The sequence below is a fragment of the Sorangium sp. So ce836 genome (genome assembly GCF_028553905.1).
GTDB classification, from domain to species: Bacteria; Myxococcota_A; Polyangia; order Polyangiales; family Polyangiaceae; genus Sorangium; species Sorangium cellulosum_D.
Window position 1 is genome coordinate 6,465,971 of the sequence record NZ_CP102233.1, and the last position, 15,377, is coordinate 6,481,347.

A 15,377-nucleotide genomic window follows, 5' to 3' on the forward strand; every position below is an offset into this window, starting at 1 on the left:
CGCGCGCGTCGCGCAGCGCCCTGGAACTTGGCCCAGGGCGCGCAGGTCGGGCATGCGTCGGCCGATGCCGCTCGCTTCCATGCCGACGGAGCCCTCCCGGCCGGTGTCGCCCCCGGACCCCGGGGCGCCGCCGCCCTGCGCGCCGCGACGCTCCGCGCGCGGCCAGAGGCCGCGTCGCCTCGACGGGCTCGCGAGCCTGGCCCTGGTGCTGGCTGCCCTGTCCGGCTGCGAGGCGAGAGGCGCGTCGGTGGAGCTATCGAAGGACGAAGCGGGCGACGGCGACGAGCCCGAGGTCGTCGCGCTGCCCGCGGACGGGCCCAAGCTGGTCGCCCTGCGCGCGGGGACACCCGTGCTCGCGCGCCCGCAGGCCGGCGCGCGCAAGCTCGGCGAGCTCCATCCTGGCGCCGCCGTGGTGCGGTCGTCGGAGCCGTACGGGCGCGCGGGGTGCAGCGGCGGGTGGTACGCGATCCGCCCCCGCGGCTTCGTGTGCGCGGGCGACGGCGCGACGCTGCACACCGAGGTGGTCGCGGTGCTGCCGGCGCCCCCCGACCTGTCGCGGCCCCTGCCCTACCGCTACGGACGCGCGAGGACGCAGGGCACCCCGGCGTACTCCGGGGTGCCGAGCCGCGAGGAGCTGCGGCGCGCCGAGCCGGATCTCGAGCGCCACCTCGAGCGCGCGCAGCGCAGCGACGCGCAGCTCGGCGCGTCGGCCAACGACGTCCCGCTCGACGAGCGCGGCGTCGCCACCGGGCCGCCGGTGCTGCTGCCGCAGCGGCACGGCGTCGGCGAGGACGGGCGGAGGACCGAGTCGGGCTACTTCGTGTTCCCGCTCGCCGACGCGATCGCGCCGCTCCCGCCCCTCGCCGCGCTCGGGATCGAGCTCGGCGCGAAGGACGGCGCGCCCGTCGACCTGCGCGCCGCGACGAAGACGGCGGCGCTGCGCAAGGGCAGCGGGGTCGCGATCACGCGCACCTTCACGGCGGGAGAGGCCGAGGGCCGCAGGCTCGGCGTGACGCCGGACGGCCGCCTCGTCCCGACCGATCGGCTGCAGGCCGCGCTCGGCTCGCCGTGGCACGGCCTCGACGTCGAGGAGGTCGGGCTGCCCGTGGCGTTCGTGCATCGCCACGACGTCACCACGTGGTCGATCGGCCGCGGCAAGGCGACGCCCAACGACGAGGAGCTCGAGCGGCGCACGGGCGTGCCGCTCACGGGCAAGTTCAGGACGGTGGACGGCACGCGCTTCGAGGAGGCGCGCGACGGCTTCTGGCTGCGCGCGCAGGACCTCGTCGTCATCGTGCGGCGCTCCAAGTTCCCCGAGTTCGCCAAGGGCTCGCAGCGCTGGCTCGACGTCAGCCTGGCCAACCAGACGCTGACGGCCTACGAGGGGCAGAAGCCTATCTACGCCACGCTGATCTCCTCGGGCCGCGATCGGCTCCGCGACCCGGAGTCGAGCGCGTCGACGGCGCGCGGCACCTTCCGCGTGAGGAGCAAGCACGTGACGCGCAACATCGATCCGCGCGAGGTCGCCGACAGCTTCGACGTCGCCGACGCCCCGTGGGTGATGGACTTCGCGCCGGGCCACGCGATCACCGGCATGTACTGGGGCGCCGGGGTCGGCGAAGCGCAAGGCTTCCACGACATCGCGCTGACGCCCATCGACGCGCGGCGCATCTTCCTGTGGGCCGAGCCGGAGCTCCCCGACGGCTGGCACGCCGTACACAGCGGCGGCGAGGAAGGAACCCTCGTCCACGTCCGCCCTTGAGGAGCATGTCGCAAGCGCTGGCACCCGATTCAGGGATACCAGCGGACGACTGTCACCATTTCTGGTGCCGAAGGAGGGAATCGAACCCCCGACCCGGCGCGTATGAAACGCCTGCTCTAGCCAGCTGAGCTACTTCGGCAAAAGTGAGGGCGGACTAGTACCGCCCCGTCCCCACCCTGTCAAGCGATGTCTTGCGCGGGGCGACGCTGTCGACGCGTTCGGGCGACGCGTTCGGGCGACGCGCTCGGGTCGCGGCGCGCATCGTTCATCGCTCATCGTTCATCGGCCGCGCGGGGTGTTTCGGCAGGACGGCGGGGTTCCTGGCCTCGAAGGGCATCGACCACCGGAAGCTCTCGCCGAGCTCGGGGGGCACCGGCGGGTACGGCGCGCCGCGCAGCACCGCGCGCCGGCAATTCTCGTCGAACTCCGGGATGCCGCTCGGCCGCGTCACCGATGCGCTGCTCACGGTCCCGTCCGCCCGGATCACGAACGTCACGATCACGGTCCCCTGGAGCCCCTCGCCCGCGGCCCACTTGGGGAACGCGTCGGCCCAGAGCGGGTGCAGCTTGGCCATGACCTGCCGCATGTAGAGGCTGCGGCGGCGATCGAGCGGATCGTCGTCGAGCAGCCGGCCGCGCCCGGAGCCGAGCGCGCTGGAGCGCGCGCCGCTGCCCGCCACGCCGCCCGAGCCGGTCGCGCCCGGCCCCGCTTCTCCGCCCCGACCGAGCCCGCGCGCGCCGCCGGCCGAGCTCGCATGGACGAGCGACTGGATCGCCGTCGCCACCTCCTGCTCGCTGTCGACCGTGTCGTTCGGGCGCCCCGCGACGTCGGCGGGGATCGCGGGCGTGCCGGTGGCGACCATCGGCCGCGCCAGCGGGACCGCCGCGCTGTCGCGATGATCCGCGCCGGGCCGCCCGTCGCGCACGCCGAGCCCCGCGGACGCGCGCTCGCCCCCCTTCACGGCCCCGCCGGCCGCGCGCGGCCTCGCTCCGAGGGACAGCGTCGCGCCGGACGCGTCGGCCGCGCCCTCGGCGCCCGCCGGCCGCGCCGCGGCGCCGAGCACGCTGCCCCGATGCTCGGGCGCGCCGCTCTCGCGCGCCCCGATCGACGGATCGCGCTCGGCCGCGGCCCGTCGCTCGGGCCGGCTGCCGACGCGGCCGCCCGCGAGGAACGTGAGCTCCATGGGCTCCCGGCTGGCGCGCCAGTCCTCGCGCGACGCGCGGCGCGACGACGAGCGGATGCGCTGGATCTGGCTCCTGTCGAGCCGCGAGCGGACCTCGGGCGACAGGAAGGTCGCGTCGTCCCTGTCCGCGAGGTTGAGCGCGGGCAGCTCGGCCGCGTCCGTGCCGCCGCGGCCGCGCCGGCCCGTGTCCGGCCGCGCCGCGGCTTCGCCTCCGCCGCGCGCGAGGCTCGCGGGCAGCTCGGGCGCGACCGCCGGCGCGCCGTCGAGCGCGCCGTCCGAGACCACCGGCAGCTCGATCTCGATCGGCGCGCTCAGCGCGGCCGGCGCGCCGGCGGTGCGCGCGACCGTCACCTCCTGCGTCGAGAGCGAGCCCGCGACGATCGCCGCGCCTGCCCCGACGAGCCCGGCGTGTGCAGCGACGGAGAGCGCCCACGCGGAGGCGATCCGGCGGCCGTCGCGTGATCGCTGCATCGTCCTGTCACTATGCCTCGAAACGAAGACGAGGCGAGCCCGGAGGCGGAACCGGCGGAAGGAGCGCGGCGCTCGTGTCCGACGTCGGGCGCGGCTCAGGCGGCGGGCGCGGCGGGCGCGTCGCCCTTCGGGAGCCGCAGCCGCCGGCGGGTGTTCTCCGCGGTGCGCGCGGCGAGCGCCTCGAACGGTTCGCCCCGGAGCTCCGCGACGAAGCGGGCCGTGTGCAGCACGTGCCCCGGCTCGCACCGCTTGCCGCGGAACGGCACGGGCGCGAGGTAGGGGCTGTCGGTCTCGACCAGGATCCGGTCCCCGGGAGCCCACGCGGCGACCTCCTGGATCGCGCGCGCGCTCTTGAAGGTGACGATGCCCGAGAACGAGAGATCGAAGTCGAGCGCGAGCGCCCGCTCGGCGAACGCGCGATCCTCGGAGAAGCAGTGGATGATGCCGCCCACGTCGCTCGCGCCCGCGCGCTCCAGGATCGCGAGCGTGTCCTCCGGCGCCTCGCGTGTGTGGACGACGATCGGCTTCTGCACCCGCCGCGCGAGGCCGACGAGGTCGGCGAAGACGCGCTGCTGTGTGTCCTTCGGCGAGTGCATGTAGTGGTAGTCGAGGCCGATCTCGCCGACGGCCACGACCTCGGTGCGGCGCGCCAGCGCCTCGAGCTCCGCGAGCATCCTGTCATCCAGGGCGGAGGCGTCGTGCGGGTGGACGCCGACCGCGGCGTGCACGTCGGCGCGCCGCGCCGCCAGATCCGCGGCGAAGCGCGCCGCGGACAGATCCGCGTCGACACCGACGACAACGAACGCGTCGACGCCGGCGGCGCGCGCGCGGTCGAGGACGGCGTCCGCGCCCTCGCGGAAATGGTGAGGATCGACGTGGCAGTGCGAGTCGATGAGCATGCTTCGGCTCAGGTGACGAGCTCCGCGAAGCGCGCGCGGAGCAGCGCGCTCGCGGCGTCGAGCGCGCAGCGATCGCAGTAGCCCATCCCGCGCAGCCGCTCCAGCGCGCGCGTCGCGTTCCTGCGCTCCTCCTCGCGCAGCTCGCCCCAGCCCTTCTCGGACTTGCCGTCGCCCTGCGCGTCTCGGAGGAGCGCGACGAGGTCGCGCACGAGCAGCGCCACGCCCTTGCGCCGCTCCGTGAACACCGCCTCCCGCAGCTTGCGGATCTGCTGCGGGAACACGACCGCGTTCACGATCTTCTGGCCCGGGTGGTCGATGGCCCACGCGGCGATCGCCGAGATCAGGCCGCGCCGGTGGTCGTCGTGCTTCGTGCGGACGCCGAGCAGCGCCTCCACCTCGCGCATCATGCGCTCGTCCGGGTTCTCGAAGTCGCCGGTGTGCGGGTTCCGGATCTTCTCGCCCTTCACCCAGACGCCGACGTGGGAGATGTACCGATCGAACAGCTCGGCGTAGCGGGTCTCGTCGACGAGGCCGCTCGCCGACCGCATCTCCTCCTCGATCGTGTCGAGCAGGCGCGTGCGCACGACCTCGCGGAAGAGCCGGTGGTCGTGGTAGCCGCCCGCGAGCTGCTTCTCCTTGAGCCAGTCGTACTCCGCCTGCCGCTTGCAGAGCGCGTCGAGCTCCGAGAGCACGGCGAACGGCGAGAGGCACGCGTGGTCCGGGCTCTGCGCCGCGTCGAGCAGGAGCGTCCGCACCTCGCGCGGCGAGACGCCGAGCCGCCCCTCGAAGTCCACGGAAGCGTCGCTCTCGTGGTAGATGGCCTCGATGCCCGCGCGCAGGACCTTCTGCGCCTCGGCGTCGAACCGCTCCGGCGCCGTGCCCGTCGCGAACAGCTCCATCTTCTCGACCGCGGTGAGGCTCGACACGAGCGGCGCGAGCGCGTCGGGGTACCGCTTCGCCTCCGGCTGGCGCATGCGGGTGAGCACGGCGAACTGCGCGGCGACGCGCGTCGCGTGCGGGGCGACGTGGCGGGTCACGAACGGGACGATCTGCGCGTCGTAGATCGTCTGCTCGTCGAGGTAGCTCCGGAGGTAGGGCGCGCGCAGGAGCTCGAAGCGCCCGCGGAAGCTCGGGAACTCCGGGTGCTCCCGGAACGCGTTGAGGTGCACGTCGTTGGCGCTGCCGACCATGACGACGTTCGTCTGCACCGTCTGCTGCGGCAGGCTGACCTCGCCGGTCTCCAGCGTGAGCTGGAGGTAGCGGAAGGCGTCGAGCGGGCGCTTCAGGAGATCGCTGAACTCGAGCACGCCGCCGGCGGCCTCGATGAGCTCGCCGTGCGCCTCGAAGAGCGTCGTCGCCTGGAGGGAGGTCGGCAGCGAGGCGAGCGAGCGATCCGCCGTGATCTGCCGCTCGCCGGCGTCGACCGAGAGCTCCGGGCCGATCGTGACGGCGCCGACGCGGTAGCGGCGCGAGATGAAGTATCGCTCGACCTGGACGTGCCGCAGCGTCTCGGCGAGCGAGCCGTTGCTCGCCACGAGGAGCGCCTCGAAGACCTGCTGGTTCTTGTGGGACAGCTTGCCGCTCATCAGCCACTCGGGCGGCGGCTCCGTCGCGCCGGCGTCCTCGTAGAGCTTCAGGATGAGCGCGCGCCGCTCGCGCACCGGGAGCAGGAACAGCGGGTGGTCCCGGAGCTCGATCACGAGCCGCGCGTCGATCTGATCGTCCTCGAGGTGGGCGTAGCTCGTGCCGTCCGCGGCGCTCGCCTTCACGTCGCCGCCGAAGCCGATCGATCCGCGCGTCGTCTTGCGGCTCGGGAAGACCCAGTGGAAGCGGTACAGGGCGCCCTCGTCGAGGGTCGAGTAGTGCTCCAGCGCCCGCAGGATGCAGGCGGCGAGCGTGCTCTTCGCCGAGCCGTTCGGCCCGTGCATCAGGATGAGCCGGTTGGCCCTGCCCTCGCGCACGAAGTTGCAGAGCACCCGGTAGACCTCGGCCTGGAGCTCCTCGTGGCCGATCAGCGCGAAATCCCGCCCGTGATATGCGGCTGACGACGTCGCGCCCTGCTGCGCCGCCCCGGCCGCAGGGAGCTCCCACGGAAGATCGAACAGCTGGAAGCGGGTCAGCTCACCCCAGGGCTTCTTGATCGTCCGCGTGCCGAAATGATCGAACATGTCGCGGACGTAGCGAGCCGCGTCGCGCCCGAAGCGGACCGGGTTCGAAGCGAACAGCTCCAGGTACTGCTGGAAGGAGAGGACCCGCTGCTCTTCGTTGAAGCGCCGGGCCATCGATGTGGCGATGGTGTCGAGCTCGGAGAGGGCCTTTCGAGCCCGCTCCGCCGCACTGCCTTGAACTGTCTGGCTGGGGCCGACCGCGATGGGCTGGCCCCCCCGGCTACCGGAGGTGTCGTTATTCACGTGAGGCCGAGTTTACCGTTGTGCCTACTGCACGTCGATGACCGCCTCGAGCTCCTGCTTCTGCATCAGGCAGTTCGCGGCGCTACAGATGCTGAAGGAGAGCACGCCCGCCACCTTGGCCTTGCCCTTCTTGGCCGCGACGAACGGGACCTTGAGGACGCCCTTGTTCTCCTCGAACACGCCGTCTTCTCGCTTGAGCAAGGCCTTCGGGTAGGTGACGCCCTCGGCGGCCGGCTCAGTGACCTTGAACTTGATGGGGTATTTGTCGTTGATGTGGTAGTCGCCCTTCGACAGGAGCGAGACCTCGACGACCCCCTCCTGGCCGGCCTTGTACGTCCCCGCCGGCTTCATCTCGAGGGTGTAGACCGCATCCTCGACCTTCGATTTTCCGCCCTGGGGTGATGCCGCAGGCACATCCGCGACGCCGCGGGAGGTCGCCGCTTCGCTCTGGCTACACCCCGAGCCGACGACGGTGAGCCCGGAGAGAGCGATCAGGCACATCGCGGCGGGGAGAGGCTTGCGGGTCCGAGTTGAAGGATGAGTGCTCATGGTCAACACAAATAACACAGCGGCGGCTTCCGCGCGAACAGGGGGCCCCCCGAGCCCGTGAGGACGGGCGCAGGCGCTGCGACGGCCTCACGCGCCGCGGCGCTGCGACGGCCTCACGCGCCGCGGCGCTGCGACGGCCTCACGCGCCGCGGCGCTGCGACGGCCTCACGCGCCGCGGCGCTGCGACGGCCTCACGCACCGCGGCGCTGCGACGGCCTCACGCACCGCGACAGCCTCACGCGCCGCGGCGCTGCGACGGGCGCGCGATCGGAGACGTCTCCAGCCGCGATTTCAGCGCGAGATCAGCAGGGCGACGAGCGCACAGAGCAGCACGGCCACGCTGGCCACCGCGGGGACGACCCACCGCGGCAAGCGCTGGGGCACCCCCATGACGATATCCTCGGCGAACGCGTCGGCGGCGCCCGTCGACGGCGCGGCGACCGCGGCGGCGACGGGCGATCGCTCGGCGCCGGCAGCGGCAGCGCCGGCGAGTGATCGCGCGTCGCCGCCGGCGCTCGCGGCCCCTTGCGGGTGGCGGGCCAGCACGGCCGGCATCGCGGCGCGGATCCGGGCCGCGAGCTCCTTCTGCGGCATGTGCGCCCAGTCGCGGTGAGACCCCGCGAGGCCGTACGCCTGACCGACGCGATCGGCCAGCAGGCCGACGGACGGGAGGCGCGCCTCCGGGCTCTTCATGAACGCCTCCTCCATCACCGGATCGAGCGACGCGGGCACCCCGTACGCCTTGCCCGCCACGCTCGGGGGCGGCGGGTTGCTGCCCATGATGGCGACGAGGATCATCGGGCCGGTCGGCGCGTGGAACGGGACCCGCCCCGTGACGCACTCGAACACGATCGCCGCGACCGACCAGACGTCGGCGCGGTGGTCGAGCGCGAGCAGCCCCTGCGCCTGCTCGGGCGACATGTAGAAGGGCGAGCCGATCGTCGTGCCGACGACGGTCAGCTTCTTCGCGCCCTCGCTGTTGTCGCGCATGCTGCCGAAGTCGAGGATCTTCACCCGGTCGCCGTCGTGTGTGCCGACGAGGAAGATGTTGTCCGGCTTGAGATCGCGGTGCACGACCTTGCGCTCATGGGCCTCCACGAGGCCCAGCGCCACCTGCGACAGCATCCGCACGAGGCGCTCGGGGGGCAGCACCTTGTCGCGCTTCAGGACCGTCCGCAGCTCCTCGCCCTCGAGGTACTCCATCACCAGCGCGAAGCTGTCGTCCTCGGTCCTCTCGAAGGCGAGCACCTCGACGATGTGCTCGTGGGGCAGCGACGCGCTGACCTCGAACTCGCGGTGGAAGCGCTCGACGCTCACCTCGTCGAGCGCGACCTCGGGGTGGAGGATCTTCAGGGCGACGCTGCGGCCAGCGTGGAGATCGAGCGCCTGGTAGACGCGCCCCATGCCCCCGTCCGCGACGATGCGCCAGACCTGATAGCGCCCGCCGCAGAGCGTCGCGCCGACGCGCCGGTCGTCCGGGTGCCGCGGCGGCGAGGCCTGCGCGACCGGGATGAGGCGCTGCCCGTCGATCGGGCAGAAGCCGCTGTCCTGTGAGAAGAGCCTGAAGCAGGCGGAGCAGGTCTTCAAGCCGCACCCGGGGTCAGGCGCGGGAGGGGTCCGCGGCCGGCGAGCTGCCCGGCGCGGGCTCTGGCGGCATGTAGTAGAGGATCCGGTTGCAGTTCGGGCAGCGCTCGAACTCCTCCTGGCGGCGCATCTTCTGGAACATCATCGGCGGCACGGACAGGTGGCAGCCGAGGCACGTGCCGTCGTAGGTGCGGGCGATCGCGACGGGCCTGCGCGTGCGGATCGACTCGTAGCGACGGTACAGGACGACCGGCAGCTTGCTGACCACCTGCTGGCGCGCCTCGGCCCGCTGGGCGCGCTCGGCCTCGAGCGCCGCGAGCGACGCCTGCGTCCCCGGCGCGCTGCCGTCGATCGCCCCCGCGAGCTCGACGCGCTTCGCCTCGGCCTGCTCGATCGCCCCGCGCGCGCCCTCGGAGGCGGCGTTCAGGCGCTCGATCTCTTCCTCGCGGTCGCGGTGCAGCTTGCGCAGCTCCTCGATCTCACGCTGCGCCGCGTTCGACTCGCGCTCGTTGCGGGAGCGCTGCAGCTTCTCCCGCGATCGCTCGATCTGGCTCGACATCTGGCGGAGCTCGACGACGAGCTCGGAGCGCGTCTTCTCCATGACCGCCAGGGTCTCCCGATCGGCCTTCAGCCGCTCCTCTAGCCGCTTCAGCTCGGACCGCATCCCTTCCAGGCTGCCGCGCTGCTTGTCGAGCTGCTCATCGATGCGGCGGATATCGCTGTCGATGGCCGACAGCTCTTCGAGGAATGCGATCTGCTCGCGGATGCTCACGTGCTTCCTTGTCTCCTTCTGTTTCGTGGCTTTCGTGGGCCCACCTGGACTCGAACCAGGAACAGCCCGGTTATGAGCCGGGGGCTCTGACCGATTGAGCTATAGGCCCTGGTGCACGAGCGAAGCCCTCTCGGGTCCGCCCACTTTCGCACCGGCCGACAACGTAGTCCAAGCGGCGCGCAGTTGGAAGGGGAGCGCTTCGACCGCCCAGGTTCACGGCGGCGCCGCCGCGGTCCGGGGTGGCTCGGCCGCGCGAGATCGCCGGCTGCGGACGGCGCTCGCCCCGCGGCGGACGGAGCGCGCGGTCGACGGCGCTCGCCCCGCGGCGGACGGCGCGCGCCCCGCGATCGCTCACGGCCCCTGCCGCCCGGCCGGATCGGCCATCGTGCTGCGGCGCGGGATGCGGGCCGTCTTCGCGGCGGGGGACACGGCCTTGCCCCCGTCGAGCGCGTCGGCGCAGCAGCGGAACCCGACCTGATAGAAGCGGAACCACCGGTTGTGCGTCGAGGTGACCGGGCGGCATCGCGAGCGGATCGGCCCCCAGTACCCGCCCTTCAGCGTCGATCGAAACGGCTGCTCGTCCAGGTGGCCGAGCTCGTTGTTGACCCACTCGTCGACGTTGCCGGTCATGTCGCGCACGCCGAAGGGGCTCACGCACCGGTGCATCTCCCCGGACGCGACCCGGCGGTCGAGCCGCTCGACCTCCGCCGAGATCTTCCAGGGGTCGCCGAACACCTCGAGCACGGGCATCGCGATCTTCCTGTCGATGTTGCAGGCCTCGGGATCCCGAGCGATTCCATAGGGATAGGGCCACATCTGCGGGCCCTCGCACGCGAACTCCCACTCCTCGCCGGAGCAGAGCCGCTTGCCCTCGACCTCGCAGGCGCGCTTCGCCTCCAGCCAGTTGACCATCACCGCCGGGCGGACGCCCTCGATGTTCGGGTACTCGAAGACGTCGATGCAGAAGCGCCGGTGCTGGAGGCGCCCCTCGCAGAGGACCTCGGGCTCGAACCGCGCGCAGATGTCCTTCTCCTCGTCGATGTAGGAGGCGCAGTGGTGGCCGACGTAGGGGCAGTAGATGCCGTCCACGAGCACCATCCCGCCGAGGCACGCCGTGGCGCTCGCCGGGTTGACGCGCACGTACGCGGGCAGCGGCGGCGGCGGAGGGGGCGCGAGCGCGGGCGCGGGCGGCGCAGGCTCCGGCGGCGGGACGCTGGCCGGCGGCGCCGCGCTCGACAGGTCGAGCGGCTCCGGCCGCCTCTGGAAGCGCGGGGCGAAGAGGAGCGCGCTCACCAGGGCGGCGACGGCGAGGGCGGCGAGGAAGGCGAGGCGCTCGCGCATGTCAGTCGTACACGCCGTCCTTCTCGCGGTCGCGCTCGATGAACGGCCGCGGCGGCGGCGTGACGACGCCGTCGATCGTGTCCGCGCAGCAACGGAAGCCGGCCTGGTAGAACCTGAAGGTCGGCCCGTGCCCCCCCGTCGTGAGGCGGCAGGTGTTCCGCACGGGGCCCCAGTAGCCGCCGTTGAGCGTGGCCGGGCGCGACGTGCCCGGATCGTCGGCGAGGTTGTCGGTCCACTCGTCGACGTTGCCGGCGAGGTCGTACGCCCCGTAGGCGCTGATGCAGTTGGGGTGCGATCCGATCGGATCGGCCTGCCACAGCCGCGCGATCTCGCCCTCGCGGGTCTCCTCGTCGACCATCGCGCCGATGTCGAACGCGATCGCCGCGCGATCGATGTTGCAGGGGCTCGGCGTGCGCACGAATCCCCAAGGATAGGGCAAGCGCTTCGGTCCTTCGCAAGCGAGGATCCACTCGGAGCGCCGGCAGAGCCGCTTGCCGATCGAGGCGCAGAGCGACCTCGCCTCGTGCCAGTCGACGTAGACGCGCGGGAGCTCGCCGACCCGGTTCGGCCACTCGTGGCGGTCGATGCAGAAGCGCCGGGGGTCCACGGCCGCCCGGCAGCGCGCGCCGCGCGCGTACTCGGCGCAGCCGTGGCCGATCCCGTCGCCGGCGCGCGCGCAGACATACGGGAGGGACGGGCAGAAATCGCCCTCCACGAGGGTCATGTCGGCCGGACACGCGGCGCGCGCCGCCGGATCGTCCGCGAAGCGGTCGACCGGCGGCGTCGCGGCGGCCGGCGCGCCCCGGGGGACCGGCGCCGGCTCGGGGGGCGAGCCTTCCGCGGACGCCGCCGGCTCCCCCGGGCGAGCGGGCGCGCCGGGCGCGCCGGACGCCGACGGCGGGGAGGCCGGCACGGCGGCCTCCGTGGCGCGCGGCGCGGCAGGCAGGGCCGCGGAGCGCCCGGGCGGAGCGGGCGGCATGAGCAGCAGCGCGTCGAGCTCGGGGGCGTACCGCGCGAGGAGCGCGACCGCGCCGAGCGCAGCGCCGGCGCCGACCGCCATCAGAATGCTCCTAGGTTGCGCTTCCACGTCACCCCGCGCGCCCCCTCATAGTCCAGCTCGCGGCGCAGCGACGTGAGAAGAATTGCAGGACCTCCGGAAGACCATGTCCGGCGCGGCGCGTCTCGACGCGCTGCGCGCCGGAAGAACGGGAAGACGCGCCGCGCATCGAGCAAACGGGAAACGCGCTGCGCCGCCGGGAATGCGGAAAGGAGCGGCGGGAGAGCGGCGAGAGCGCCGGGAGCGCGGCGCGAGAGCGCCGGGAGAGCGGCGCGCGCGCAGGAGCGCGCCCCGCCCGCTGCCGTGTGTGATAGCTCTCCGGTTCCCCCTATGGATCGACTGGTCGTTCGAGGCGCTCGGCAGCACAACCTCAAGAACGTCAGCGTGTCGCTTCCGCGCGACCGCCTGGTGGTGATCACCGGCCCGAGCGGCTCGGGCAAATCGTCCCTGGCGTTCGACACCATCTACGCGGAGGGGCAGCGCCGATACGTCGAGTCGCTCTCCGCCTACGCGCGGCAGTTCCTCGAGCAGCTCTCCAAGCCCGACGTCGAGTCGATCGAGGGCCTCTCGCCCGCGATCGCGATCGAGCAGCGCGCGCTGGCCAAGAGCCCGCGCTCGACCGTCGGCACGGTGACCGAGATCTCGGACTACCTCCGCCTGCTCTTCGCGCGGGTCGGCACCCCCCACTGTCCCGCGTGCGGCAAGCGGATCGAGGCCCAGACGGTGCAGCAGATCGTCGACCGCATCCTCGATTTCGGGGACAAGACGCGGGTCACGATCATGGCGCCGATCGCGCGGGGCCGCCGCGGCGAGCTGAAGCTCGACATCGAGCGGCTGCGGCGCGAGGGGTTCGTGCGCGCGCGCATCGACGGCGAGATCGTCGACCTCGGCGACGAGATCGTCCTCGACCGAACGCGCGCCCACGACCTCGACGTGGTCGTGGACCGGATCGTGGTCAAGGAGGGCATCAAGGGCCGGCTCACCGACTCGGTCGAGCTCGCCCTCAAGCTGGGCGAAGGCCGGCTGCTCGTCGACATCTCCAGCGACGGCATGAAGATCGAGCCGCTCTGGATGAGCGAGCGCTTCGCGTGCATCGACTGCGGCATCTCCCTGCCGCCGATCGAGCCGCGGATGTTCTCGTTCAACGGCCCGCACGGCGCCTGCCCCGCCTGCGACGGCATCGGCGCGAGGACCCGCATCGACCCCGACCGCGTGGTCCCGGATCCGCGGCGGACGCTGCGCGAGGGCGCCGTGGTGGCGTGGGGGCGCCGCGGCTCGCTCTCGCTCGCCACCGAGACGGAGCGGGCCGTGAGCGCGCTCGGCTGCGATCCGGACGTGCCGTGGGCGAAGCTGCCGGCGGCCGTGCGGCAGGCGATCCTCGAGGGGAGCGACGCCTCCGGCGCCGGCGGCCGGGGGAAGAAGAAGGCGGCCTACGAGGGGATCATCCCGCGGCTCGAGCGGCTCCTGAGCAGCGGCGAGCCCGCCCTCGCCGACGAGGAGGACGCCGATCCCGACGAGGACAGCGCCGCGCTCTCCGACGAGATCGGCCGCTTCGTCATCACGCGGGTGTGCGACGCCTGCGACGGCAGGCGCCTGCGCCCCGAGGCGCTCGCCGTACGCCTCGGCGATCGCAACATCGCGGAGGTCGGCACCCTGCCGCTGCGCACGCTGCGCACCTTCCTCGAGGGGCTCATGCCGCCCAGGGACGGGGCGCCGCGGCCCTCCGGCGGCGACGCTGCGGGCGAGGCGCCGGCCGACGGCGGGCTCGCGCCGCGCGAGCGCGCCATCGCCGAGCCGCTGCTCCGGGCGGTGATCGCCCGCCTCGGCTTCCTCATCGACGTCGGGCTCGACTACCTCACGCTGGATCGCTCCGCGCAGACCCTCTCCGGCGGCGAGGGGCAGCGCATCCGCCTGGCGACGCAGATCGGGGCCGCGCTCGTCGGCGTGCTCTACGTGCTCGACGAGCCCTCGGTGGGCCTGCACGCGCGCGACAACACGCGCCTGCTCGAGGCGCTCCGGCGGCTCGTGGATCTCGGCAACACCGTCGTCGTCGTCGAGCACGACCGCGACGCCATCCTCGCGGCCGACCACGTCGTGGACATGGGCCCGGGCGCGGGCGTGCACGGCGGCAACGTCGTGGCGCAGGGCACGCCGGAGGAGCTGAGCGCCGATCCCGCGTCGATCACGGGCCCCTACCTCAGCGGCAAGAAGCAGCTGGCGATCCCGACGAAGCGCCGGCGCCCCGACGGGCGCGTCATCCGCGTGGCCGGCGCGCGGGCGCACAACCTCCGCAACGTGACGGCCGAGATCCCGGTCGGCCTCTTCTGCACGGTCACGGGCGTGTCCGGCTCCGGCAAGTCGAGCCTCATCGTCGACACGCTCCTGCCGGCCGCGAAGAACGAGCTGTACCGGAGCTCCGCCCCGATCGGCGCGTGCGACGGCATCGAGGGCCTCTCGCACATCGACAAGGTGATCTCGATCGATCAGGCCCCCATCGGCCGCACGCCGCGCTCCAACCCGGCGACGTACACGGGGGTCTTCGGGCTGCTCCGCGAGCTGTACGCGGGCCTCCCGGAGGCGAGGACGCGCGGGTACAAGGCGGGCCGCTTCTCGTTCAACGTGAAGGGCGGCCGCTGCGAGGCGTGCCAGGGCGACGGCGTGCTCCGGATCGAGATGCACTTCCTGCCCGACATCTTCGTCACGTGCGAGACGTGCGGGGGCCGCCGGTACAACCGCGAGACGCTCGAGGTGCTCTACCGCGGGATGTCGATCGCGGACGCGCTCGACCTCACGGTCGAGCAGGCGATCGAGCAGTTCGAGGCGCTCCCCCGCGTCCGCGAGCGGCTCGCCGCGCTCGCGCGGGTCGGCCTCGGCTACATCACGCTGGGTCAGCCCGCGACGACGCTCTCGGGCGGCGAGGCGCAGCGCGTGAAGCTCGCGCGCGAGCTCGCGCGCAAGGCCACCGGCCGCACGCTCTACGTGCTCGACGAGCCGACCACGGGCCTGCACTTCTCGGACATCGAGGTGCTCACCGCGAGCCTCATGAGCCTGCGCGACGCCGGGAACACCGTCCTCGTGATCGAGCACAACCTCGACGTCATCGCGTGCAGCGACTGGGTGATCGATCTCGGCCCCGAGGGCGGCGAGCGCGGCGGGACGATCGTCGCGTCGGGCACCCCGGAGGACGTCGCGCAGGAGGAGGCGTCGTTCACCGGCGCGTACCTGCGCGACGTGCTCGCGGCGTCCAAGCGCCGCGGCCCGCAGGCGCCGCGCGGCCGGGCGTCGGCCCGCAAATAAAAGAGCGGGCGTGGCCCCGTCCGGTCCCCGCGAGGCGGACCGGAGGCGGAG

At 73.2% G+C, this 15,377-nt stretch carries 10 protein-coding genes and 2 tRNA genes; 2 read left to right on the forward strand and 10 right to left on the reverse strand.

Features of this window, described 5'->3' with window-relative positions; all coding sequences use genetic code 11:
- Positions 1-247: 247 nt before the first annotated feature.
- Complete coding sequence (locus NQZ70_RS23430) at positions 248-1,762, forward strand: L,D-transpeptidase (RefSeq protein ID WP_237245545.1); 1,515 nt, start codon at positions 248-250, stop codon at positions 1,760-1,762.
- Positions 1,763-1,824: 62 nt separating this feature from the next.
- On the opposite strand, the gene NQZ70_RS23435 is transcribed toward NQZ70_RS23430, so the two are convergent.
- From NQZ70_RS23435 to NQZ70_RS23480, 10 genes are all read right to left on the reverse strand, one after another.
- A tRNA-Met gene (locus NQZ70_RS23435) sits at positions 1,825-1,901 on the reverse strand.
- A gap of 126 nt (positions 1,902-2,027) precedes the next feature.
- Complete coding sequence (locus tag NQZ70_RS23440; protein ID WP_129576187.1) at positions 2,028-3,416, reverse strand: TonB family protein; 1,389 nt, start codon at positions 3,414-3,416, stop codon at positions 2,028-2,030.
- Positions 3,417-3,511: 95 nt separating this feature from the next.
- A complete protein-coding gene (locus tag NQZ70_RS23445; protein WP_129576188.1) occupies positions 3,512-4,315 on the reverse strand; it encodes a TatD family hydrolase in 804 nt (267 codons plus the stop codon).
- An 8-nt stretch (positions 4,316-4,323) separates the two neighbouring features.
- Positions 4,324-6,597 (reverse strand): PrkA family serine protein kinase, encoded by a 2,274-nt coding sequence (locus tag NQZ70_RS23450; RefSeq protein WP_129576189.1) that lies wholly within the window; start codon positions 6,595-6,597, stop codon positions 4,324-4,326.
- Positions 6,598-6,750: 153 nt separating this feature from the next.
- The gene (locus tag NQZ70_RS23455) at positions 6,751-7,227 is read right to left on the reverse strand and encodes a hypothetical protein (protein WP_129576190.1); all 477 of its coding nucleotides are present in this window, start codon (positions 7,225-7,227) and stop codon (positions 6,751-6,753) included.
- A 339-nt stretch (positions 7,228-7,566) separates the two neighbouring features.
- Complete coding sequence (locus NQZ70_RS23460) at positions 7,567-8,862, reverse strand: serine/threonine-protein kinase (protein ID WP_129576191.1); 1,296 nt, start codon at positions 8,860-8,862, stop codon at positions 7,567-7,569.
- A gap of 13 nt (positions 8,863-8,875) precedes the next feature.
- Entirely contained in the window at positions 8,876-9,631 is a 756-nt protein-coding gene (locus NQZ70_RS23465; protein WP_129576192.1) for a zinc ribbon domain-containing protein, read from the reverse strand.
- Positions 9,632-9,666: 35 nt separating this feature from the next.
- Positions 9,667-9,740: transfer RNA gene (locus NQZ70_RS23470), tRNA-Ile, on the reverse strand.
- Between the two features lie 242 nt (positions 9,741-9,982).
- Positions 9,983-10,972 carry an SUMF1/EgtB/PvdO family nonheme iron enzyme gene (locus tag NQZ70_RS23475; protein ID WP_129576193.1) on the reverse strand — a complete coding sequence of 330 codons (990 nt, stop codon included), beginning with the start codon at positions 10,970-10,972 and terminating at the stop codon, positions 9,983-9,985.
- Position 10,973: 1 nt separating this feature from the next.
- Positions 10,974-12,032: an SUMF1/EgtB/PvdO family nonheme iron enzyme gene (locus NQZ70_RS23480; protein WP_129576194.1), complete on the reverse strand. Its 1,059-nt coding sequence runs from the start codon at positions 12,030-12,032 to the stop codon at positions 10,974-10,976.
- 327 nt (positions 12,033-12,359) lie between these two features.
- Here NQZ70_RS23480 and uvrA point away from each other — a divergent pair, with 327 nt between their 5' ends.
- On the forward strand, positions 12,360-15,326 hold the full coding sequence (gene uvrA, locus NQZ70_RS23485) for an excinuclease ABC subunit UvrA (protein ID WP_129576195.1): 2,967 nt from the start codon (positions 12,360-12,362) through the stop codon (positions 15,324-15,326).
- Positions 15,327-15,377: the final 51 nt, after the last annotated feature.

Excerpts from the sequence above, each read along its gene's own strand:
- NQZ70_RS23440 (WP_129576187.1), bottom strand. The coding sequence starts at position 3,416 with ATGCAGCGATCACGCGACGGCCGCCGGATCGCCTCCGCGTGGGCGCTC.
- NQZ70_RS23445 (WP_129576188.1), bottom strand. The coding sequence starts at position 4,315 with ATGCTCATCGACTCGCACTGCCACGTCGATCCTCACCATTTCCGCGAG.
- NQZ70_RS23450 (WP_129576189.1), bottom strand. The coding sequence starts at position 6,597 with ATGGCCCGGCGCTTCAACGAAGAGCAGCGGGTCCTCTCCTTCCAGCAG.
- NQZ70_RS23455 (WP_129576190.1), bottom strand. The coding sequence starts at position 7,227 with ATGTGCCTGATCGCTCTCTCCGGGCTCACCGTCGTCGGCTCGGGGTGT.
- NQZ70_RS23475 (WP_129576193.1), bottom strand. The coding sequence starts at position 10,972 with ATGCGCGAGCGCCTCGCCTTCCTCGCCGCCCTCGCCGTCGCCGCCCTG.
- NQZ70_RS23480 (WP_129576194.1), bottom strand. The coding sequence starts at position 12,032 with ATGGCGGTCGGCGCCGGCGCTGCGCTCGGCGCGGTCGCGCTCCTCGCG.
- uvrA (WP_129576195.1), top strand. The coding sequence starts at position 12,360 with ATGGATCGACTGGTCGTTCGAGGCGCTCGGCAGCACAACCTCAAGAAC.